This window comes from Streptomyces shaanxiensis, assembly GCF_039537145.1.
In the GTDB taxonomy this organism is placed as follows: domain Bacteria; phylum Actinomycetota; class Actinomycetes; order Streptomycetales; family Streptomycetaceae; genus Streptomyces; species Streptomyces shaanxiensis.
On record NZ_BAAAZY010000031.1, the window covers coordinates 60206 to 81604 of the forward strand.

The window sequence follows — 21399 nt, forward strand, 5'->3', positions numbered from 1 at the left end:
GCGGACCCGGTCACCGGGGCCGCCCCATTCGTGCGTATCCGGGGGCAGGCAACGATGGACGGTTGACGATGGACGGTTACGATCAGCAGTTCGGTACGACCGTGATGGTCGTCGACGACGTCTCGGCCAGCCGCTATGCCATGGGCGCCGTGCTGCGCCGCGCGGGCCACGACGTCGTACCGGTGGCGAGCGCGGGCGAGGCGCTGAGCGAGCTCGACGTGCGGCTGCGCGCGGGCTCCCTGCCCGACGTGGCCCTCGTCGACGTCGGGCTGCCGGACATGAACGGCTTCGAGCTGTGCCGGCGGGTCAAGTCCCGGCCGTCCACGGCCGCGCTGCCCGTCGTCCACTTCTCCGCGATGGCCGTGGACGCGATGGACCGGTGCCGGGGTCTCGACGCGGGCGCCGACGCCTACCTGACGGTGCCGGCCGAGCCGAGCGAGATCCAGGCCGTTGTCCGGGCCGCCGTGCGCGGGGCGCGTCGCGGTGCCGCCGCTGAGACGGTCGCGCACCGGCTGACGGTGCTCTCCGAGGCGATCGTGGCCGTCCAGACCGCGCGCTGCCTGGGGGAGCTGGCCGACGCCGCCGCCGCGGGCGCGGCCCGGCTCGTCGGCGCGCCCGCCGTCGTGTTCGTCATCGGCCCGGACGGTGAGGCGCACCACGGCGCCTCGCGCAGCCGGCTCGCGCTGCCCGACGCCAGCGCCCACGAGTCGGCGGCACGGCTGATCACACGGATCACGGAGGGGTCGGACGGACGGAAAGGCGTGCACAGCACCGTCGTCCCCGCGCCGCTGTGGCCCGCGGGCTTCTTCCGGCCCGGCGTCAACGAGGACGCCCGCCTGATACTGGCGTCGGCCCATGAGAGCCGAGCCCAGGTGTGCATCGCGACACCGGCATGTGCGGCGTCCCCGAGGGGCGCGGGACCGTATCGATATGCGGCTCCGCCGCGATGGGGGTCCCCCCGCTCGAGCGAATTCGAGAGTGGGGGAGCGACCAGCCACGATGAACCCGCGGGCGACCGACGGCACAACGCGGCACTTCCCCTCGCGGCACTCCCCGCTGAGCGCCTCGCCCAGGCCACCGCGCTCGCCGCCGAACCGCTGCTGATGTACCAGGCGGAGCGGGACATCGCCCTCACCCTCCAGCACAGCTTTCTGCCCCAGCCGCACCGGCTGCCCCATCTGCCGGGCGTCGACCTCGTCGTGCGGTACGTGCCCGCCTCCCGGCAGACCGAGATCGGCGGCGACTTCTACGCCGCCCTGCGCACGGAGGAGGGCGTGCTCACCGCGGTCGGGGACGTCGTCGGGCACTCGCTGGAGGCGGCCACCGTCATGGTCGAGATGCGGCACGCGCTGCGCGCCCACTGCGTCGAGGAGAGCGACCCGCGGGCCCTGGCCGAACTGCTCGACCGGATGCTGCAGCACTACCACCCCGAGGTCACCGCCACGGTCTGCCTGGCCCTGGTCGACCCCGGGGCCGGGCGGGTCCGGATCGCCAACGCGGGCCACATCCCGCCGCTGGTCGTGCGGGAGAAGGGCGACGCCGAGTACGTCCCCGTGTGCGGTCCCCTGCTCGGGCTCGGTCTCGACCGGCCCGAGCCGAGCGAGCTGGAGCTGGGCCCGCAGGACCGGCTCCTCATGGTCACCGACGGCCTCATCGAGACCCGCGGCATCGACCTCACCACCTCCATGGAGCAGCTGCGCACGGCCGCCAGCGACGCCCCGGCCGGTCTCGACGCGCTGTGCGACACCCTGCTGGGCTGCTTCGGCCGGGACCGGGAGGACGACATCGCGATGCTGGCGCTGAGGTTAGGGTGAGCGCTGCTGACGTAGAACAGGAGTGCTCATGCCGCAGATCACCGTCGACCACTCGCAGACGATCTCCTTCGACCGGGAGGCCTTCGCCCGGGACCTGCACACCGCGACCGTCGACATCGCGGCGGCCAAGCCGGAGGCGTGCAAGACGCAGTTCCGGTCCAGTCAGTACACGGCCTTCGGCTACGAGGACCCCGAGGAGCAGGGCCACGCGGTCGTCCATGTCACGCTCGGGCTGCTCGCCGGGCGCAGCGACGAGACCAAGGCGAAGCTGACCGAGGAGGTTCTGGAGCTGCTGCGCCGGCACATCGAGGACGACGGCATCGTCCTGCACGCCTCCGCCGAGGTCCGCGACCTCGACCCGTCGTACCGCAAGTTCGAGCGCTAGGCGCTCCGCTGGAAGGGCCGCGTCGGGTCGTCTGGCGTCTGCGGCGCCGTTGTGGCTGGTCGCGCAGTTCCCCGCGCCCCTTTGCGGCGCCGAACCGCAGCTTCAGGACGCCAGTGAGATCAGCCGGGCGACCAGGTCGCTGAACGGGCCGTCGGCCGGCTCCTCCTTGAGCATGTGGCGCAGCAGCGTGCCCATCTCGTCGTCGTGGGCGGCGCTGACGGCGGCCAGTGCGGCGAAGTCGTGCACGAGCTGGACCTCCAGCTCGGCGCGCGGGATGCGCCGGCCGTCCAGCCAGATCAGCGCCGTCGACTCGGCGAGCGAGATCCAGGAGCGGATGACCAGTTCCAGTCGCGCGGGTGGGTTCTCCACCCTCAGATGCGAAAGGATTTGGACATACGCGGCCTGCCGTACCGAGTCGATGAGCGCGTTGGTAGCCGTCGAGCCGACGGCCGGGCCGCCGCGCATCAGTGCCGAGAAACCGGGCCCGTGCTCGTCGACGAAGTCGAAGTACCTTCGCATCACCCGCAGCAGCCGCGCCCCCAGCGGCCCTTCCTGCGGCTCGACGAACCGGCCCGCCAGATCTTCCGAGGCACGCTTCAACGCGGCCTCGTACAGGCTGAGTTTGCCGGGGAAGTAGTGATAGACGAGCGGCCGCGAGATGCCGGCGGCCGCGGCTATCTCGTCGATGGAGACGTCGTCCGGCGAGCGCTGGCTGAACAGGTCGAGGGCGACGCCGATCAACTGCTGCCGACGCTCCTCGACTCCCATTCTTCGCCGTACCCCGGTAGTCATGCGAACACTTTACCGATCGATTCCGGCCCCGAACGGACTGGATCGATCACGGGCGTTCACATGTCCAGTACGAGTCGCTCACCCCGCGCCCGTGACACACAGATCAGCATGGAGTCGCCCCGCTCCGCGTCCGTCAGCAACTCGTCCCGGTGGTCCACCTCGCCCTCCAGCACCCGCTGTTGGCAGGTCCCGCAAAAGCCCTGCTCACAGGAGTACAGGGTGTCCGGCAGCTCGGCGCGCACGGCGGCCAGGACGGTCGAGTCGGCGGCGACGGTCAACGTCCGCCCGCTGCGGCGCAGTTCGACCTCGAAGGCATCGCCTCCCGAGGCGCGCGGCGCGAACCGCTCCAGGTGGACCGACGGGAACCGCTCCTCCACGGCGGCCATCAGCCCCTCCGGGCCACAGCAGTAGACGGCGGCGCCCTCGGGCACGTCGGCGAGGAGCGCGTCGAGATCGGGCAGCCCCTCCACGACGGTCACGCGGTCGCGGCCGAGCTTCTCGACGTCCTCCACGAACGGCATGGACGCGCGGCCGCGCCCGCAGTACACCAGCCTCCACTCGACGTCGTCGGGCAGCGCCCGCAGCATCGGCAGCACGGGCGTGATCCCGATGCCGCCCACGACGAAGACGTACGACTCGGCCCGCACGAGCGGGAAGCGGTTCCGTGGCCCGCGCACCTCCAGCTCCATGCCCTCCCGCACCTGCTCGTGCACCTCACGCGAGCCGCCCCGCCCGTCCGGGACCAGCCGCGTCGCCACGGTGTACGACGAGGTGTCCTCGGGGTCGCCGCACAGCGAGTACTGGCGCACCAGCCCCGACGGCAGCACTAGGTCGAGATGCGCACCGGGCTCCCAGCGCGGCAACTCCCGCCCCTCCAGCCGTAGTTGGACGACCCCCTCCGCGATCTCCTCGCGCGAGGTCACCAGCAGACGCAGCGCCCGCGACCTCGGCCGCCCGGAGACCGGCTCCTCCAGCGCGGGCATCGGCCACAGCGGCGAGGCCTGGATACGGCGCCGCATCGCCCGCCGGGCGAGCAGGGCGGCACCGGCGACCACGGCGACGGTCCGGAGCTTCGGCATCAGGCGGCACCCTTCGCGGACTTCTCGGCGGTCTCGGCGGCCAGCGCGGCGGGGGAGGAGGCCAGGTAGGCGACGGCCTGTTCGGTGGAACCCTCCTGCGAGGGGTGGTACGCGCGGCTCAGATAGCGCGGGATGGACCTGAGCATGTCCCCGGTCGCGGGCAGCGTGCCGCGCCTGCCCCGGACGTAGAAGTCCTTGAACGTCGCCTTGCCGTCGATGAGCGTCGGGTCGTTCTCCATGAAGAACCGCGCCCCGCGCTGCCACAGGAAGACGAGGGCCGTGAATGCGGTCGCCCAGGTCCGCACGCGCCGCCGGTAGCTCCCGTCGACGTGCATGAACAGCTCGAAGGCGACGGACCGGTGCTCGACCTCCTCGGCGCCGTGCCAGCGCAGCAGGTCCAGCATGGTCGGATCGGCGCCGCGCCGGTCCAGCTCCTCGGCGTTGAGCACCCAGTTACCGAGGAAGGCGGTGTAGTGCTCGATGGCCGCGATGATCGCCACCCGCTCCATCAGCCACCACCGCCGCGCCCGGCCCGGCGGAAGGGTGCGGTCGCCGAGCAGCTTCTCGAAGAGCCAGTCCACCTGGGCGGTGTACGGGGTCGGATCGAGCCCCTGCTCCCGCAGATGCGGCAGCACCTCGTCATGGGCCTGCGAGTGCATCGCCTCCTGCCCGATGAACCCGATGACGTCCTCGCGGAGCCGCTCGTCCCGGATGTACGGCAGCACCTGCTTGTACACGTGCACGAACCACCGCTCACCGGCCGGCAGCAGCAGATGCAGCACGTTGATGGTGTGCGTCGTGAAGGGATCCCCGGGCACCCAGTGCAACGGGGTGTCGTCCCAGGAGAAGGACACCTTGCGGGCCTTGAGGGGCACCCGGTCCTGCGTATTGGACATGGCGTCAATGTACTGACGGGTAGGTCCCGGGTGAACCCCTGTGCACGAGCTTGTTTACGGTGGTGTCAGCAAGGCTGTTCCCGCCGCGGCCGGGCTCACCCGAGCCCGCTGATGGAACGCCCGCTCTCCAGCGTGCCCTTCAACTCGGCCCGCGCGCCCTGCTCGGCCCGTACGGTCAGCAGGCTGCCCCGGGACGTGCCGTGGACGCCGCCCGTGGCGCGGATCGAGTCCGTGTCCGGGGCGCCCGCCGCAAGGAGATACCAGTCGCCCGTCTGCGCCTTCCACAGCACCCCGGCCAGCACATGCGGATCCCGCGCCCCGCACGCCGCCACGTTCTGGCCCTTCGCCGCCACCGCCGCGTGCGCCGCGCCCGGCGTCCGGAACTGGGCCAGCACCCGCTCGCCGCCGCCCCGCCAGGTCTCGGCGCGCGTGCACAGCCATTCCGCCGAACCGGTCCCGTCGGGCAGCGCCTGCCGGGCGTACGCCCAGGCGTTGACCGTGCGCACGCCCGCCGAGCGCAGCGCGCCCAGCCAGCAGGAGTACGGCGCCCAGGTGCGCAGCGCCGCCGCGCCGGCCGCGTCCTTCACAGCACCGGGACGGCCGGTGGTGAGGCGGGCCGGCACCAGCTCCGAGAGGTCGGTCAGCAGCCGGGTGCCGGTGCTGTCGGTCAGCTGCAGGGTGTTCCACGAGGTGCAGCTGCCGGTCTGCTGGGTGACGGGGCTCGCCATCGGCGTGGTCACGCCGTCGGTCACGGTGAGGTCCATCGCCCCGGTACGCGACTTCAGCAGATCCCGCTCGGCCGCCTTCCTCACCCAGGGCGCCAGCAGATAACGGACGTTGCCGTCGGCCCGGCTCAGCACCACCGCACTCGCCTCCGCCCTGCTCGCGCCGTCGACCCGGGAGAAGTCCAGGGCGGCGCCGGCCGTGCCGTCCGTCGGCTCGGCGTAGCGGGCGATGCGCAGACCGTCGTAGAGGATCACCACCCGAGCGCTGTCGACGGTCCCCGCGTACAGCAGTTGCGGTGCCCCGGGCGGACCGCCCGCCGGGGTGCCGGGCGTCGCCGAGACCTGGACCGTCTCGCCGGGGCGGGCCCAGACGGCGAGGGCGCGGCGCAGCAGGGCCGAGTCGTCGGCCAGGTCACCGCGCGGGGGCCACACGGAGAAGTCGGTGCGGGCGGAGGACTGCCAGGCCAGGGCGGGGACCCTGGTCAGTTGGGCGGGGTCCAGGGCGGCCTCGGCCGCCGGGTTCTGCGCGTACGAGGGGGCGGCGGGACCCTCCGGGCCCCAGCCCTCGCCGGGCAGCCCGAGCAGTGCCCCGGACACCAGCAGGGCGGCACCCGCGGCGAGCGCCGCCTTCATGTGCTGCCTGCGCCGCATCAGATCCGTGGGCCGGGCCTGGAGCGAGCAGGGGTCGAACTCGGGGGAGTCGAGCAGCGCGTACTGCGCGGGGACGGTGTCGGCCTCCTCCAGCGCCTCGTCCACGTAGTCGACACCGGCCGCGTCCAGCACCTCGCACACGTCGTCGTCGTTGAGCTTCTCCAGGCCGCGCAGGACGTAGGCCGCCCGCGCCGGGCCGGACAGCGCCGACAGCCGCTGGTCCAGGGCGAGTTCGTCGGCGCCGCCCGACCGGGGGAAGAGGCGCAGGCCCCAGATCTGGGGCAGCAGGGGCGGCAGCTGGGAGCGCTTGGGCCAGGCCAGGCGCTTCAGGGGCCGGTCCGCCTCCAGCGCCGTACGCAGGACGCGGAGCCGGAGGAGGGAGTACCCGGGGTCGCCCTCGCGGCCGGTCGACTGGGCCGGGATCACGGGTGTCGCCGCCGCCCGGCCCCGGGGCAGCGCGCGCTGGGTGAGGGAGTGCGCGGTCACCACGCGCCGGTTGCGGCCGAGGCTCGGCGGCAGCACCAGGTAGGCGAGCCGGACGAGGCGCGGGTAGTGCTCGACGAGCGCGGCCTCGGCCCGCTCGACGTCGACGACCGGGTCGTCCGAGGCGGGGGCCGGGCGCGGGGCGACATCCTGTGACTGCACGTTCAGCAGAACGAGCGAATCGTCGGTTGGTCACCGGAACCCGGTCGGCCCCGGCGCGTTTCGGAGCCGGCTCGGAGCCCGCTCGAGGTCGGCTCAGTCCCCGGGCTCCAGCAGTTCACGGGCGTAGTTCGCCATCGACCGCTGGTAGCGCGGCAGATGGGGCGCGAGGGCGCCCAGGACGAGGGAGAGGCCCTCGCGGTCGCGCCCGAGGCTGGACAGACACAGGGCGAGGGTCGCCCGTACCGCGTCGTCCAGCTCGTCGGAGGGCGCGTCCAGTTCGGGTGTCAGCAGCTTGACGCCCTCTTCCGCCTGGCCGATGTTCCTGAGCGAGCTGGACATCTGGATCTTGGCCCGCCGCCCCTTGTAGCCGGTCAGCCCGCGCGCGAGCGCCTCCCGGTACAGCGGGACGGCCTTGTCCGAGTGCCCCGTCGAGTCCCAGGCACAGGCCTGTTCGAAGGGGCCCAGCGGGCTGCCGTCGGGCAGCTCGGCGACGAGCGTGTCGATCACGGCGCGGAAGTCGGCCGCAGCCGCAGCGGAGCTGCTGGTGGACGCAGTCCGGGCGTAGTTGTCGAACGACGCCCATGCGTCGGCCACGCGATCTTCCCAGTCCTGGTTCACGGCGTCACTCTCGCACGGGTGGGCGAACACCGGCAGCGGTATTTTGAGCGCTCCGCGGGCATTTTGAGCGCTCCGCGCGTGGGAGCCGTATCCACCGGGAGGCCCCTGCAGGGAGGAAGACATGAAGGTGACCCGACCGATGCTCGCGGCGGCAGGTGCCGCGGCGGTGTTCGCGCTGGCCGGCTGCGGATCCGGCGGCGACGACAAGGCCGCCGTGCCCGAGACCGCCACCGGCAGCCTGGAGCACCTGGCCGCCGAGGTGAAGTGCAAGCCGAACATGCAGACGGACGCCGACGAAATCCGGCAGGCCCTCTGCAAGAACACCGACGGCAGGTTCGTCCTCGCCACCTTCGCCACCGACCGTGGCCAGGCCGAGTGGCTGAGCGGTGCGAAGGACTACGGCGGCTACTACCTCGTCGGCCGCAAGTGGGTCGCCGTCGGCCAGGAGAAGACGGTCACCGCGCTGCAGAGCACGCTCGGCGGGAGCATGGAGGAAGGGTCCGCGCACATGAATCCCGGTGGCAGCCACAACAGCAGCGGCAGCCACCACGGCTGAAGTTCGCCGAAGTCCGGGGGCATACGAAAGCCGGCGGTGGGAAATCCCACCGCCGGCTTCCTGGTGTTCAGGACTACTGGCAGTCCTGCCCGCTGTTGATGCACTGGACCATCTCGTTCATCGTGTTCTCGTCGAAGAAGTTGATGAAGTCGTTGTGGTCGGTGATCGCCTTGTGCAGCTGGTCCGGGAAGGAGTCGACCGCGAAGGCGTTCTGGACCTGTCCGTTCTGGATCTGCGGGGCCTGGACGTCGTAGACCAGGCGGACCTGGAGCTGGGGAATCGCCTGGAAACCGTTGGCGCAGGTGCCGTCGCCCTGGACGAACGCCACGTGCGTGCGGTGGTTGGCGCTGTCGATGTTCTGACCGTCCCAGCAGCTCTGGAAGTTGGACGTCCGCACCACGGAGCTGCCCTCGGGGCAGATCGGGAGCTTGTCGTGCAGCTGGACCTGGTCCTCGAAGCCGGTGCAGCTCCAGTTCGCGTTGGCGTTGTTGTTGCCGTTCACGAAGGACTTGGCGTCACCGGTGATGATGCGCAGGGCCTGCGGCATCGCGACGACGTCGCTCGTCTTGTTGCCGACGAACTTCAGCTGTGCCTCGCTGGGCTCGACGATCGTGCCGACGTTGCCGTCCTGGCCGCCACCCGGGGCGTTCGCGTCGATGTCGTTCTGACCGTCCTGCACACGCAGCACCGGCCAGAAGTACGACGACCTGTCACCCTGGTTCTGGCAGGTGGTGTCGGCGTTCGCCAGGTCCTGGTCGCTCGCGAAAGCGTTGTTGGCCTGGTTGCCGACGTAGTCGTGCTGGTGCTGCGCACCATTGCTGACACCGGGAGCGACGATCACGTTGTCCGAGTTGCGGTTCTCGTTCTCGTTGGTGCCGCAGTTCGTGGTGAAGCTGCCGGTCGAACCGCTGTCCCCGTTCGCGGGGAGGCCGTTCGCGCCGACGCCCAGCTGGGCGTTGGCCTGGACCTGCGTGATGTCCACGAAGTCGTCCGCGTTCGGACCGTTGCCGGCCTGACCGCCGTTGCCGCCCTGGTCCTGTCCGCCGCCGTCCTGGCCGCCCTGGTCCTGACCGTCGTTGTTCTGGTCCTGGCCGTCCTGGTTCTGGTCCCCGCCCTGCTGGCCGTCGTTGGTCTCGGGCTGCTCGGCCGGGACGCCCTGGCACTGGGCGAGCTGTTCGAGGTTCTGCGGGCGCTGGCCGCCGGCCCGGTTGATGTTGATGCCGATCCGGTCGAGCGTGGCCACGCGCTTGGACTTCAGCGGGCCGAGGATGGCGTTGTTGACGAAGTTGGCGTCCCCCGCCTGGGCCTGCCGCGTCTCGGCGAGACGCTTGTAGGCCTCCGTGACCTGCCTGTCCAGCAGCGCCAGCTCCTTGGCGACACCCCTGCGCGCGCTCCTCGGCACCTTCGTCAGCTTCTGGCCGACATCCGGGCAGTTGATCGTCGCGACCTGGGCGTTCGTGGACTTCGTCTGGTTCCACCCAGAGTTGTCCTCGTGCGCCGAAGCATAGAAGTTGGCCCATACAAGCCCGCCCCCACCGAGCGCTAGGGCCGCCGATGCGGCTATGGCCTTGGTGGCCAGCGGCGTACGGCGTTTTCGTGTGTTGCGTCCCATGGAACTCCTCTGACTTCCTTTTCCGGGCTATCGAGGCGCCCGACAGGAGTGAAGCGGCTCCCTTTGATACGGAGGGCGTCCCAGGGGTGTTCAGCCGCCTCGGAAATTGTTGAGAGATTCGTGAGAACGCTGTGTTCTCAACCGCCCCTGAAACACCAGGAGTTGTTGATCCCACACGGCGGGTGAAAGGACCGGTCCGGTTTCACCGGCCGTGGTCGAGATACGCGAGAACCGCCAGCACGCGACGGTTGTCGTCGTCCGACACCTCCAGGCCCAGTTTGGCGAAGATGTTGGCGGTGTGCTTGGCGATGGCCCGTTCCGTGACGACGAGCCGTTCGGCGATCGCCGCGTTCGTCCGCCCCTGCGCCATCAGCTCCAGCACCTCCGTCTCGCGGGGCGTGAGCCGGGCCAGCGGCTGGTCGTCGGCCGCCCGCCGGGTCAGCAGCTGCTGGATCACCTGCGGGTCCATCGCGGTCCCGCCCGCCGCGACACGCCGTACGGCGTCCACGAACTGCTCCGCGTCGAACACCCGGTCCTTCAGCAGATACCCCACCCCGCCACTGCCGTCGGCGAGCAGCTCCCGCGCGTACAACTGCTCCACATGCTGGGACAGCACCAGCACCGGCAGCCCTGGCTTCTTCCGGCGGGCCTCCAGCGCACACTGCAGCCCCTCGTCGGTGTGCGTCGGCGGCAGGCGTACGTCGACGACGGCGACGTCCGGCTCCAGCTCGGCCAGCGCGCGGGACAGCTCCGGGCCGGTCTCGACGGCCGCCGCGATCTCGAAGTCGTAGGCCTGAAGGAGCCGGACGAGCCCGTCGCGCAGCAGGAACAGGTCTTCGGCTAGGACAACGCGCAAGGAATCTCCATGGTGACCATGGTGGGGCCGCCCGCGGGGCTGCTGACGGCCAGGACGCCGTCGAATGTACCCAGTCGCCGCTCGACTCCGGCGAGTCCCGAACCGGCCCCGATCACCGCGCCGCCCTTGCCGTTGTCGGTGACGGTGATGCGCAGCATGTCGTTCGTGTGGTGCAGGTCGATCCAGATCCGGTCAGCGTCCGCGTGCTTCACGGCGTTGGTGAGCACCTCGCTGACCGCGAAGTACCCCGCGGACTCCACGGGCGCCTCCGCCCGCCCGGGCAGCTCCACGTTCACCTCGGTCGTGACCGGCAGCCGCAGCGCCAACGCCCGCACGGCGTCGCCCAGTCCGCGCTCGGCGAGCACGGGCGGGTGGATGCCGCGCACCAGGTCGCGCAGCTCGGACAGCGCGTCGACGGAGGACTGACGGGCCTGGGCGAGGAGCTGCCTGGCTTTCTCCGGGTCCTTGTCGAGCAGCATCTCGATGGTGCCGAGATCCATGCCCATCGCCACCAGCCGGGCCTGCGCCCCGTCGTGCAGATCGCGTTCGATACGGCGCAGTTCGGCGGCGGAGGTGTCGACCGCGTCCCGCCGGGTCTCGGTCAACACCCTGACCCGCTCGGCGAGTTCGCCCTGGTTGGAGCCGAGGACGGCGCGGGTGAGCCGGAAGTGGGTCTGGAGCAGGCGCGGGGTGTAGAAGTGGGCGAGGAAGAGCAGGCCGAGGCCCAGGGCGCCGGCGCCGAGCGCGGAGGCCTGCCCGGTGACCGGCACGAAGCCGTACCAGTACGTGCCGCCCCCGACGTCCGTGAAGACCCGCCACAGCCCGGCCGCGATCGCGAACCCCTCCAGCGGATAGAGCAGCAGTACGGCCGGGAGCAGCGCGGTGAGGAACCCCGCCGTCATGTCGACGGGCAGCCACCTCAGGTCCCGCCAGGTCGCCGGGTCGCGCAGCATCCCGAAGGTGCGGGTCCACGGATTGGCGTCCTTCGGCAACGGCCGGTACGCCGGCGGTATCCGCACCCCGCCCCACTCCGCCGCGAGCACCCGACGCCAGTCGGCGAACGCCCGCACCCCCGTCAGCACCCACGGCGTCGTGACGATGCCGACGCCGATGGGGATGAGCGCGATGGACACGAGGGAGAGGACGAGGCAGAGGACGGACCCCGGCAGCGCGACCAGGGCCAGGGCCAGCCCCCGCACGGCCGCAAGTCCCATGCCCCGCGCCCTCGTTCGCCCGTCGCCGCCGGTGCCGCTGTTCGTGCCGCTCTTCGTGTCGATGGTCATGGCGTCAGTCTGGCCGAGGGCACGACGGGGGGCACGGGGCCGAGCCCCCGGATCAGGAGGTGGTGTCAGGTACACCCCCGCCGACTCCCGTGCCGCCCGCGAGGACCTTCGCCTCCACCTCCGGATCGACGCCCTTGAGGGCACGGTCCGCCCGCATCGGCGCCGTACCCCCGATGTCCTGCAGCCACCGCCAGGTGTCGGCGACGGTCTCCTCGACGGGACGGCAGCGCAGCCCCGTCGCGACGGCCCGGGACACATCCGCGCTGTGCAGGGCGTCGTGCAGGTCGCTGCCCGGCGGCACCCACACCGGCAACTGCGTCCACGGCTCGATCCCCGCGTCCAGGATCACCTCGGGCTCGGTCCACCGGAGCTCGGCCGTGCCGCCGACGGTCGCCACGCAGGCGTCGAGGAACGTGCCCATGGTGGCGTGTCCCTGAGGTGACATCAGGTTGTACGGCCCGGTCAGCTCCTGCTCCACCGCATCCAGGGTCCACTCCGCGAGATCGCGGACGTCGACGTACTGGAGCGGCAGGTCCCGTGGCCCCGGCGCCAGCACAGGCCCGCCCCGCTCGATCCGCGTCAGCCACCATGGCAGCCGGCCGACGTTCTCGTACGGCCCGATGAGCAGCCCGGATCGCACGAGCGCCGAGCGGTCCGCGCCGAACTCCTCGACTGCGGCCAGCTCGCCGCCCCGCTTGTCCCGCGCGTAGTCGGTCTGCTCCGCCCCGGCCTCGGCGCCCTCGACGACGGGCGTGTCCTCGGTGTACCCGGCGGGCGGGGCCCACGCGTACACCGAGCAGCTCGACACGTACACATACCGCCCGGCGCGGTCCCGCAGCAGCCGCGCCGAGTCCTGTACCGCACGCGGCGCCGCCGACCAGGTGTCGACGACGGCATCCCACTCGCCCTCCGCCTGCGCGAGGGCGGCGAGCCCGTCGGGCGCGGTGCGGTCACCGTACAGCGACCGCACCCCGGCCGGCGGGGCATGCCGCCCCCGGTGGAAGACGGTCACGTCCCAGCCGCGCCCGAGGGCCGCCTCCACTACGCCCCGCCCCGCGAAGTCCGTACCACCCAGCATCAGAAGTCTCATGACGCCGACTCTGCACGGTACGGGCGCGGGACGGAACAGGACTCTGCCGTCAGCAGAAGGCCCGCCGGGAAGCGGCCGGGGAGGTCAGCGCCCGGTCGGCGGGGCGTACTTGTACCCCACCCGCCGCACGGTCCGGATGGTGTCCCGGTGCTCGGCGCCCAGCTTGCGGCGCAGCCGGGCGATGTGGACGTCGACCGTACGGCCGTCGCCCACATGTCCGTACCCCCACACCGTGGTGACCAGCTGGTCGCGGGTGTGCACCCGGTGGGGGTTGGCCACCAGGTGCGCGAGCAGCTCGAACTCCAGGTAGGTGAGGTCGAGTTCACGCCCGTCGACCGCGGCGGCGCGCCGCACGGTGTCGACGGTGACGAGCGGGTCGCCGGCGGTGTCACGGACCGGCGGGACCGGGGCGACCGGCGGCTGCTGGTCGGCCGGCACGAGCACCAGGTAGCCGATCATCGGCGGTTGTCCCGGCAGGGTGGGCAGGGAGTGCTGGGGAGCGGGCAGCCAGGTGGCACCCGGCGGCAGGAGGTCCGCGACATCGATCACCTCGTCCCGGTCCACGGCGCGCAGATGATGCCGTGGCGCGTTCGGGGCGGGGGAGTTGAGCGTGGCGGTGGAGAGAGAACGAGTGGTCGCCATGAGAGGTCAGCTCTTTTCGCGCGAGAAGTCCGTTGGGGGACGTACGTCGTTTCGCGCTGGCCGAAGGCCGAGGGAATACGGCTTTACAGGGCCCGCGCGTTCATCGCGCGGCAACACACCCGGTCGAAGTCGTGGTGCTGACGGGAAGGCCAGAAGGGCTCGAGGTCATGGCGACCTGTCGCGGAGTACTTCTGGTAGCTGGCCATGTCTCCATTGAAGCAGACGATTTCCACGCTCAGGAGTCTCCTCTCACGACTTGGACGTTTCCTTGACGCGAACCGGGTGTTGCGTGGCTCACCCCTGCAGCCGTTTGCGCCAGTCCAGCGGGGCGACGGTGATCGCCTTCGCCGGGGAACCGTCCCAGTCCGTGGACAGACCGACGGCTCCGAGTGCGGCGACGACCTCGCGCCCGACACCGCAGGTGGTCTCCTCGGAGCCGTCGAACCCGCCGTAGTACAGGGAGAGCCCGTGGCCGTCGGCGGCGTGCTCCGTGACCTGCCGGTGGAAGAAGACGAACCCCCGCGCGTCCTCGCGCTCCGCGCCTATCTCCGCCATGCCACACCCTCGGCAACACGTGAAGTTCTCCCGGGCGGTGATGCCCCTCGCCTCCAGCGCCTCGAAGGCGCCGGCGAGCCGCTCCGGGTCGGTGACGCCCTCCCACGCCTCCTGCTCGGCGAGCCGCTCCAGCCACAGCCGGTCCACCAGTTGGCGTGCCTGCGCGGGCGAGACGGGCCGCTCGTCGCCGCTCACCAGGTAGTCCTCGGCGGCCTCCTGGAGAGCGTCGCGGTTGTCGTACCCGCAGCGCAGCAGCGTGCGTATACGCTCCTCGACCGGCTCACGCACATCGTCGGCGAGCGTGGGCACCTCCTCCGGCGGATCGGCGTCGACCGGGGTCCACGCGATCGCGGCGTCCCAGCCGTGCGCCTGCCGAGCCCAGCCCACCATGGCGTCGGCGGCGAGATGCGGGGCGGTGAGCGTCGTACCGAAGAAGCGGTCGCGGCTCTCCCGGTGCTCGAACCGGTAGTCCCCGCCGCCCCCGTGCCACACCTGGGCGAACACATCCGGGATGTCGGGTATCCGCTGCACCACGAGGAACTGGTCCCCACGGTCCCCGATCCGGTTCACCAGCTCGCGCAGCCGGTCCACGGACGGCCAGGCGTGTGTCTCACCGTTCTCCGTCTCGACCTTGACGGCGAGCACCTCGTCGATCTCCATCTCCATGCGCCCAAAGATGACATGCCCCACAGACAACGCGAGGGGGCGCCCACCTCGACGGTGGACGCCCCCTTCAAGGAGCCCTGAGTGGGATCAGACCTGGCCGGCCTTCTCCAGCGCGGAGCAGCAGGTGTCGACGAGCAGACGCGTCACGACGTACGGGTCGACGTTGGCGTTCGGACGGCGGTCCTCGATGTAGCCCTTGCCGTCCTTCTCGACCTGCCACGGGATACGGACCGAGGCGCCGCGGTTGGAGACGCCGTAGGAGTACTCGTTCCACGGGGCGGTCTCGTGCAGACCGGTCAGGCGGTCGTCGATGCCGGCGCCGTAGTTCTTGACGTGGTCGAGCGGCTTGGAGCCCTCACCGAGCGACTCGGCGGCGGTGATGATCGCCTCGTACGTCTCGCGCATCGCCTTGGTGGAGAAGTTGGTGTGCGCACCGGCGCCGTTCCAGTCGCCCTTGACCGGCTTCGGGTCCAGGGTGGCGGAGATGCCGAAGTCCTCGGCGGTGCGGTAGAGCAGCCAGCGGGCGACCCACAGGTGGTCGGAGACCTCCAGCGGGGAGACCGGGCCGACCTGGAACTCCCACTGACCGGGCATGACCTCGGCGTTGATGCCGGAGATGGCGAGACCGGCGGCGAGGCAGTTGTCGAGGTGGGCCTCGACGACCTCACGGCCGAAGATCTCGTCGGCGCCGACGCCGCAGTAGTAGCCGCCCTGCGGGGCCGGGAAGCCGCCCTTGGGGAAGCCGAGCGGGTAGCCGTCCTGGAAGAAGGTGTACTCCTGCTCGATGCCGAAGATCGGCTCCTGGGCGGCGAACTTCTCGGCGACCTCGGTGAGCGCGGCACGGGTGTTGGACTCGTGCGGCGTCATGTCGATGTTGAGGACCTCGCACAGGACGAGGATGTCGTCGCCACCGCGGATCGGGTCGGGGCAGGTGAAGACCGGCTTGAGGACACGGTCCGAGGAGTGGCCCTCGGCCTGGTTCGTGGAGGACCCGTCGAAGCCCCAGATCGGCAGCGCGTCCAGACCGGCGGGCTCACCCGCGATGATCTTCGTCTTGGAACGCAGCTTGGCCGTCGGCTCGGTGCCGTCGATCCAGATGTACTCAGCCTTGAAGGTCACGGGCCACATCCTTCGGGGGTGGGTCTAGGCGCACTTGCGGGTGCTGCGGCGCTGCGGCACTGAGGCGCCGCTCTTGATGCCCGCGAGCCTGTCAACAGGCGATTTCCCGGCCGTTGCTCGTATGTGAACCCCGTGTTACCTGGTATTGGTGTGGCGCGTTTCACGCTGTGAGGGGCCGCGCAAAGTCGATACGGCGACTTCCGGCGCCGCCGGGGAGGGCGGGCGGGTGGCTCGTATGCGATGGGAATGGGCGAGGGGACGGGCGTGGGGGAGGGGTGGGATGGGCGAGGGACGGAATGGGAGGGGGGGACGGAATGGAAGGGGGGACGGGAATGGAAGAGGGACGGGAATGGGGGAACTGCGCATTTGTACCTGGAACGCGTCGGTCCTGCCGCTCGTGGCCGCGAGCGGCAGGACCATGACACGTACGCGCGACTACCCGGGTATCACCCCACCTTCTCGATCACCGCGCGGCGGATCAGGAACTTGCCGGGCTCACGGACCTGCTCGAAAGCCGCGTTGTTGAGCAGCACGCAGCTGCCGGAGACCGAAGTGACCTCCACCGTCGTGGACTTGTTGTTGTCCAGGTTGGTGACCTTCAGCTTCGTACCGGCCGGGAACTGGTTGCTGGACGCCGCCGGGGCACCGCCCTCGCCGGAGAGCGTGACGGTCGAGCCGTTGCAGACCTGCTGGCCCGAGGCCGCGGCACCGCCGCCGGCGTTCCCCGCCTCCTCGTTCCCCGCAGGGGCGCTCTGGGACGGCGCGGCACCCCCCGCCTGCTGACCGCCGCCCTGCTCTCCCGCCTGCTGGCCGCCACCCTGCTGTCCGCCCTGTGCGGGCGCAGACGCCTGGGAGTCCTGAGCCGACTCCCCAGCGACACACCCGGACGCTTCCTGCTGGACCTTGATCTGCTGGATGACGGCCTCGCGGTTGGCGATCCGCGCCGCGGACTGTGCGTCCGGATTGGCCTTCTGCCCCTCGATGAACCGCTGGTTGTTGCCGAGCGCGGTGGCGAGCCCCTGGCAGACGCTCGAATCCGCGGCGGACTTGACCGTCGGCGTCTGCGAGGCGTTCGAGGTGCTCGCCATGAAGAAGGCACCGCCTCCCGCCACCGTCGCCGCACTCACCAGCAGTGCGAGCTTCTTCTTCGTACCGAGAGTTCTCCTACGCGACATGCGCGCCTCCTGGGAGGTTGGGGAGCGTACGCCGCTATGTACGAGATACCGAACGAAGTTACTCAGCGGTTACAGGAGTCACTGAAGTAACGTGCGTCACAGTCGAGTCGAGGGGTGCTCTAGCCCTTGCGGGACAAGGCGTCCTGTACGGCCTCGTCGGTGCGCGCGACCACGGCCGTGCCGTCCTGTGCGGTGATGATCGGCCGCTGGATCAGTTTGGGGTGCTCGGCCAGCGCCGTGATCCACCGTTCCCGCGAACTCGCGTCCCGGGCCCACTCCTTGACCCCGAGCTCCTTGGCCGCGGCCTCCTGGGTCCGGGTGATGTCCCAGGGGTCGAGCCCGAGCCGGTCCAGTACGTTCCGGATCTCGTCCTCGGTCGGCACGTCCTCCAGGTAGCGGCGGACGGTGTACTCGGCGCCTTCGGCGTCGAGCAGGCTGATGGCGCTGCGGCACTTCGAGCAGGCCGGATTGATCCAGATCTCCATGCGGCCCACGGTATCCCGGGGTGTGTCGCGGCCTCCGTCGGTGCGGGGTCCGCGACGCCTGCCGAGGGGGCTTTGTTCGAATTTTCTGCCGCCTCGCACGCATCGGGCGGGTCGCGTGTGACGCGGTGACAGTTTCGTTGCTGACCTGGGGATTTCATGGATCTGCGGGGTCTCCTGATTGTCAGTGGCGGGCATTAGAATGGAGGCAGTGTTCGAGAGCGTCACCGGGGAACCCGGCCCGGCGCTCCGACCCGCGACAGGAGGATGCCTGTGCCCGCTGCCGCACTGAAGCCGAAGCCGACCCGCAAGCCGTTGCCCACCCAGTCCACCGCGAAGCACCCTGTCCTGCTCGACCTGCCGTACGCGCCGATCGAGAAGCGGCCGCTGCCGCCGGGCCGGCCGCGCGAGTGGTACATCACCCACAACCGCCGTCTCAAGGCCATGCGCCTCGCGATAGCGCTGCTCGACTCGGGCGTCTACATGCCGAACCAGGCCCGCAACGAAACGATCCGAAGCGCGGCGGAGACGATCGGCGTTCATCCGCCGTCGGACACGACGTGCCACATGGTGCGGGCGTTGATGCGGTACGCGCGGTAGCCGTGGCGCCGGGTGCCGTCTTCTTTGGGCGGTGCCCGGCGTTGTAGGTGCCGTTGACGGGGGCTGCCGCCCCCCAGGCCCCCGCTTCGGCCCTTAAGGGGCCTTGTCCTCAAACGCCGGACGGGCTGAGATGCCTGGGCCGGCGTCGACGAGGTGCGGCCTCTTGTGGGTGGAAGGTACGAGAAGGTGCCCTACCCCGCCAACTCCCGCTCCAACGGCGTCCGGAACCGAGGCGTCACCCGAGACGCCCCCACCCACTCCCGCAACCGCTCCGCCTCCAGCGTGACCGCGGCCTCCAGCGCCCGCCGCTCCGTGCCCCCGAGGTCCTCCAGCAACCGCCAGACGATCTCCCCGTCCCCGCGCTGGGCCCATCCGCCCACCACACGCCCGTTCCACCACACCGTCGGCCCCACATTGCCGCTCCGGTCGAACAGCGACGGCCACAGCTCCGGCGCCAGATACCACTCCCGCCGCTGCCAGCCCATCGCCGTGGGGTCGAGGCCGGGGAGCAGGGCCGCCCACGGCTCCTCGGGCCCGGTCACCGGATCGACGTCGCCTTCGACGACGTACCCCGTCCCCTCGTCGAGGGACACGGCCTGTGCCTTGATCGCCGCCAGCGCCCGGCGGACCTCCGTCACCCGCCACCCCGTCCACCACTTCAGGTCGGCCTCGGTCGCCGGTCCGCACGCCGTGAGCCAGCGTCGCAGCAGCTCCGCCTGTGCCTCGGCCACGTCCAGTTCGGGATGCTCGGGTGCCACCGCCCAGCGGAACTGCGAGGACGTCCAGGAGCCCAGCGGCCGTCCCCGCACCACCTTTCCCTCGACGCCCAGCACCCGCAGCAGCCGCGTCGAGACGGTGTGCACCCCCTCGTAGCTCTTCCCGGCCCCGTACAGGAACCGCTCGCGCAACCGCGGCTCGTCCTCGGCGAGTTCGGCCGCTGTCGCCTGGCCCCGCCGGGCCAGCGCGGCCAGCGCCGACTCCTCGACCTCCGCCAGCCAGGCCGCGTCCGGCGCCCCCGCCGACGCCATGTGCTTGACCAGCGTGGCCCGCTCCCGGGCGGCCACCGCGACGCCGGTCGAGGCGTGCACGACGGCCGTCAGCTCGGTGGGGAACACGAACACGGTGTGCCGCATGCCGTGCATCCGGACCAGCGCCCGGTCCTCGTACAGCGCCCGCTCGGTCCGGGCGACGGTCTTCGCGGGCTCCGTCAGCCGGGCGCCCACCGCCAGGTACACCGTCGCCGGGTCGGTGCCGTGCAGCGCGACCAGTGACTCGGCGACCTCGGCCGGACCCGCCGCCCGCGCCGCCCCGGCCAGCCGATGCCGCAACCCCAGCCGAGCACGCCGCTCCGCCACCCCGACGTACCGCAACCCGTCACCCATCCCGGCCTCCACCCGCCACGCCGTCTCCTCGTCCCTCACCGCATCCTCCCGGACGCCACTGACAACGGCCCGCCACGCCGACGGCCCCCGGTACCGCCGTCGGCCCCGTCACCCGATTGCCGTACCCGGCATGCGCACGCCCCCCGTCCCGCCGTTCACTGCGATCAGGAGGTGGCGACCCGCGCCCGCGGGCGCGGCAGCGGGAGGCACGATGGCCAGCCAGGGCACGGACGGCATACGACGGCCACCGCACGGCCCGCCCGGACCCGGAACCCTCTCGTGACCGCCCCCGGCACCCTCGCCACCCCCGCCGACCGGGCCCTGCGCGGCAAGGCCGCCCGCACCCGTGTCCCCCGCTCCGCCCACGCCTCCTGGCTCCCCTCCGTCGACCGACCGGACCCCGTCGCCGTACTCGAACGCCAGGGCCGCGACCGGCTGCCGGAGCTGCTGCCGATCAGGTACGGCCGGATGGCGGCGTCCCCCTTCGCCTTCCTGCGCGGCGCCGCCGCCGTGATGGCCGCCGATCTCGCCGCCGCCCCGCACACCGGCCTCACCGTGCAACTCTGCGGCGACGCCCACCTGCTCAACTTCGGCCTGTACGCCTCCCCGGAACGCGCCCTCCTCTTCGACCTGAACGACTTCGACGAGACGTACCCCGGCCCGTTCGAGTGGGACGTCAAACGGCTCGCCGTCTCGGTCGCCGTGGCCGCCCGCGAGAACGGCCACCCGGAGGCCAAGGCCGGCCGCGCGGCCCAGGAGGCCGTGACCGCGTACCGCACCGCGATCCGGCGGCTGGCCCGGCTCGGCGAGCTCGACGTCTGGTACACGCGCATCGACGCCGAGCAGCTCCTGCCCCTGGCCCGCTCCACCCGCCACCGCCGCCGTGCCGAGTCCAGCCTCGGCCGCGCCCGCCGCCGCACCAGCCTGCAGGCCTACGGCAAGCTCACCGAGGTGGTCGACGGGCGCCGGCGGATCATCGAGGACCCGCCGCTCATCGAACCCGCGGGCACCTCCGACATGGCCTTCCTGCGCAAGATCTTCAGCGACTACCGCTCGACCCTCTCCGAGGAACGCCGCCTCCTCCTCGACCGTTACCGCTTCGTCGACGCCGCCCGCAAGGTCGTCGGCGTCGGCAGCGTCGGACTGCGTTGCTTCATCGTGCTGCTCGCCGGACGGGACGCCGACGACCCGCTGTTCCTGCAGATCAAGGAGGCGCGGCAGTCCGTCCTGGAGGAGCATCTGCCCAGTGGGCCCTACGTCCACCACGGCCATCGCGTGGTCGCGGGACAGCGGCTGTTGCAGGCGGCCAGTGACATCTTCCTCGGCTGGATGACGGGGCCGCAGGGCCGCGCCTTCTACTGGCGTCAGCTGCGCGACATGAAGGGCTCCGCGGACGTCGCCGGGATGAGCCCCGCCGACCTCGTGTCCTACGCCCGCCTCTGCGGCACCGCCCTCGCCCGGGCCCACGCCCGCTCCGGCGACCGCATCGCCATCGCCGGCTACCTCGGCAACGCCGACACCTTCGACCGCGCGGTCACCGCGTTCGCCCTGTCCTACGCCGATCAGACCGTCACCGACCACGCGACGCTGGGCGCGGCCGTCGCTGCCGGGCTGATCAGCGCCGCGCCCGGGGTCTGACCGCTTCCGGCACGGACGGCACATGCCGAACTGGCGTACCGGGAAAAGGAGATGCACGCCGAGTGACCGGATCCCTACCCTGGACATGCGTAACGGAGCTGCTCACGCCGCTTTCCGCAGGGCGGGGGTCACCCTGCG

20 protein-coding genes are annotated in these 21399 nt (G+C 71.4%); 5 read left to right on the plus strand and 15 right to left on the minus strand.

Going from position 1 to position 21399, the window contains the following annotated elements; all coding sequences use genetic code 11:
- The first annotated feature begins 68 nt into the window (after nucleotides 1–68).
- Together ABD932_RS40960 and ABD932_RS40965 are read left to right on the plus strand one after the other, a co-directional pair.
- Entirely contained in the window at nucleotides 69–1814 is a 1746-nt protein-coding gene (locus ABD932_RS40960) for a SpoIIE family protein phosphatase (RefSeq protein ID WP_345021217.1), read from the plus strand.
- 28 nt (nucleotides 1815–1842) lie between these two features.
- Nucleotides 1843–2199, plus strand: coding sequence for a 5-carboxymethyl-2-hydroxymuconate Delta-isomerase (locus tag ABD932_RS40965; RefSeq protein ID WP_345021219.1), 357 nt, complete (start codon nucleotides 1843–1845; stop codon nucleotides 2197–2199).
- Nucleotides 2200–2301: 102 nt separating this feature from the next.
- Here the strand turns inward: ABD932_RS40965 and ABD932_RS40970 are convergent, their stop codons facing one another.
- The 5 genes from ABD932_RS40970 to ABD932_RS40990 form a co-directional block, all read right to left on the minus strand.
- On the minus strand, nucleotides 2302–2991 hold the full coding sequence (locus ABD932_RS40970; RefSeq protein ID WP_345021221.1) for a TetR/AcrR family transcriptional regulator: 690 nt from the start codon (nucleotides 2989–2991) through the stop codon (nucleotides 2302–2304).
- 56 nt (nucleotides 2992–3047) lie between these two features.
- A complete protein-coding gene (locus tag ABD932_RS40975) occupies nucleotides 3048–4070 on the minus strand; it encodes a PDR/VanB family oxidoreductase (RefSeq protein ID WP_345021223.1) in 1023 nt (340 codons plus the stop codon).
- Complete coding sequence (locus ABD932_RS40980) at nucleotides 4070–4966, minus strand: metal-dependent hydrolase (RefSeq protein WP_345021225.1); 897 nt, start codon at nucleotides 4964–4966, stop codon at nucleotides 4070–4072. Before ABD932_RS40980 ends, ABD932_RS40975 begins: the two co-directional genes overlap by 1 nt.
- 95 nt (nucleotides 4967–5061) lie before the next feature.
- Complete coding sequence (locus ABD932_RS40985; RefSeq protein WP_345021227.1) at nucleotides 5062–6987, minus strand: hypothetical protein; 1926 nt, start codon at nucleotides 6985–6987, stop codon at nucleotides 5062–5064.
- 93 nt (nucleotides 6988–7080) lie between these two features.
- Nucleotides 7081–7605, minus strand: a complete 525-nt coding sequence (locus ABD932_RS40990) for a tetratricopeptide repeat protein (protein WP_345021229.1) — start codon at nucleotides 7603–7605, stop codon at nucleotides 7081–7083.
- 121 nt (nucleotides 7606–7726) lie between these two features.
- Between ABD932_RS40990 and ABD932_RS40995 the strand changes: the two genes are divergently transcribed.
- Nucleotides 7727–8161, plus strand: coding sequence for a hypothetical protein (locus tag ABD932_RS40995; RefSeq protein WP_345021231.1), 435 nt, complete (start codon nucleotides 7727–7729; stop codon nucleotides 8159–8161).
- A gap of 73 nt (nucleotides 8162–8234) precedes the next feature.
- Here ABD932_RS40995 and ABD932_RS41000 read toward each other — a convergent pair whose 3' ends face one another.
- The 9 genes from ABD932_RS41000 to ABD932_RS41040 form a co-directional block, all read right to left on the minus strand.
- Nucleotides 8235–9773: a DUF1996 domain-containing protein gene (locus ABD932_RS41000; protein WP_345021232.1), complete on the minus strand. Its 1539-nt coding sequence runs from the start codon at nucleotides 9771–9773 to the stop codon at nucleotides 8235–8237.
- Nucleotides 9774–9975: 202 nt separating this feature from the next.
- Nucleotides 9976–10629 carry a LuxR C-terminal-related transcriptional regulator gene (locus ABD932_RS41005; RefSeq protein WP_345021234.1) on the minus strand — a complete coding sequence of 218 codons (654 nt, stop codon included), beginning with the start codon at nucleotides 10627–10629 and terminating at the stop codon, nucleotides 9976–9978.
- Nucleotides 10614–11912, minus strand: coding sequence for a sensor histidine kinase (locus tag ABD932_RS41010; protein ID WP_345021236.1), 1299 nt, complete (start codon nucleotides 11910–11912; stop codon nucleotides 10614–10616). Before ABD932_RS41010 ends, ABD932_RS41005 begins: the two co-directional genes overlap by 16 nt.
- Nucleotides 11913–11964: 52 nt before the next feature.
- Nucleotides 11965–13002 carry an NAD-dependent epimerase/dehydratase family protein gene (locus tag ABD932_RS41015; RefSeq protein WP_345021238.1) on the minus strand — a complete coding sequence of 346 codons (1038 nt, stop codon included), beginning with the start codon at nucleotides 13000–13002 and terminating at the stop codon, nucleotides 11965–11967.
- A gap of 84 nt (nucleotides 13003–13086) precedes the next feature.
- The gene (locus tag ABD932_RS41020) at nucleotides 13087–13644 is read right to left on the minus strand and encodes a winged helix-turn-helix domain-containing protein (protein WP_345021240.1); all 558 of its coding nucleotides are present in this window, start codon (nucleotides 13642–13644) and stop codon (nucleotides 13087–13089) included.
- A 294-nt stretch (nucleotides 13645–13938) separates the two neighbouring features.
- A complete protein-coding gene (locus tag ABD932_RS41025) occupies nucleotides 13939–14859 on the minus strand; it encodes a DUF6891 domain-containing protein (protein ID WP_345021289.1) in 921 nt (306 codons plus the stop codon).
- 93 nt (nucleotides 14860–14952) lie between these two features.
- Complete coding sequence (gene glnII, locus ABD932_RS41030; protein WP_250082377.1) at nucleotides 14953–15984, minus strand: glutamine synthetase; 1032 nt, start codon at nucleotides 15982–15984, stop codon at nucleotides 14953–14955.
- Nucleotides 15985–16430: 446 nt separating this feature from the next.
- A complete protein-coding gene (locus ABD932_RS41035) occupies nucleotides 16431–17159 on the minus strand; it encodes an RlpA-like double-psi beta-barrel domain-containing protein (RefSeq protein WP_345021242.1) in 729 nt (242 codons plus the stop codon).
- A 119-nt stretch (nucleotides 17160–17278) separates the two neighbouring features.
- Nucleotides 17279–17644 carry an arsenate reductase family protein gene (locus tag ABD932_RS41040; RefSeq protein WP_345021243.1) on the minus strand — a complete coding sequence of 122 codons (366 nt, stop codon included), beginning with the start codon at nucleotides 17642–17644 and terminating at the stop codon, nucleotides 17279–17281.
- A gap of 270 nt (nucleotides 17645–17914) precedes the next feature.
- Here ABD932_RS41040 and ABD932_RS41045 point away from each other — a divergent pair, with 270 nt between their 5' ends.
- Entirely contained in the window at nucleotides 17915–18241 is a 327-nt protein-coding gene (locus ABD932_RS41045; RefSeq protein WP_345021245.1) for a hypothetical protein, read from the plus strand.
- Between the two features lie 191 nt (nucleotides 18242–18432).
- On the opposite strand, the gene ABD932_RS41050 is transcribed toward ABD932_RS41045, so the two are convergent.
- Nucleotides 18433–19623 carry a winged helix DNA-binding domain-containing protein gene (locus tag ABD932_RS41050; RefSeq protein ID WP_345021291.1) on the minus strand — a complete coding sequence of 397 codons (1191 nt, stop codon included), beginning with the start codon at nucleotides 19621–19623 and terminating at the stop codon, nucleotides 18433–18435.
- 279 nt (nucleotides 19624–19902) lie between these two features.
- Between ABD932_RS41050 and ABD932_RS41055 the strand changes: the two genes are divergently transcribed.
- Entirely contained in the window at nucleotides 19903–21261 is a 1359-nt protein-coding gene (locus ABD932_RS41055) for a DUF2252 domain-containing protein (protein WP_345021247.1), read from the plus strand.
- Nucleotides 21262–21399: the final 138 nt, after the last annotated feature.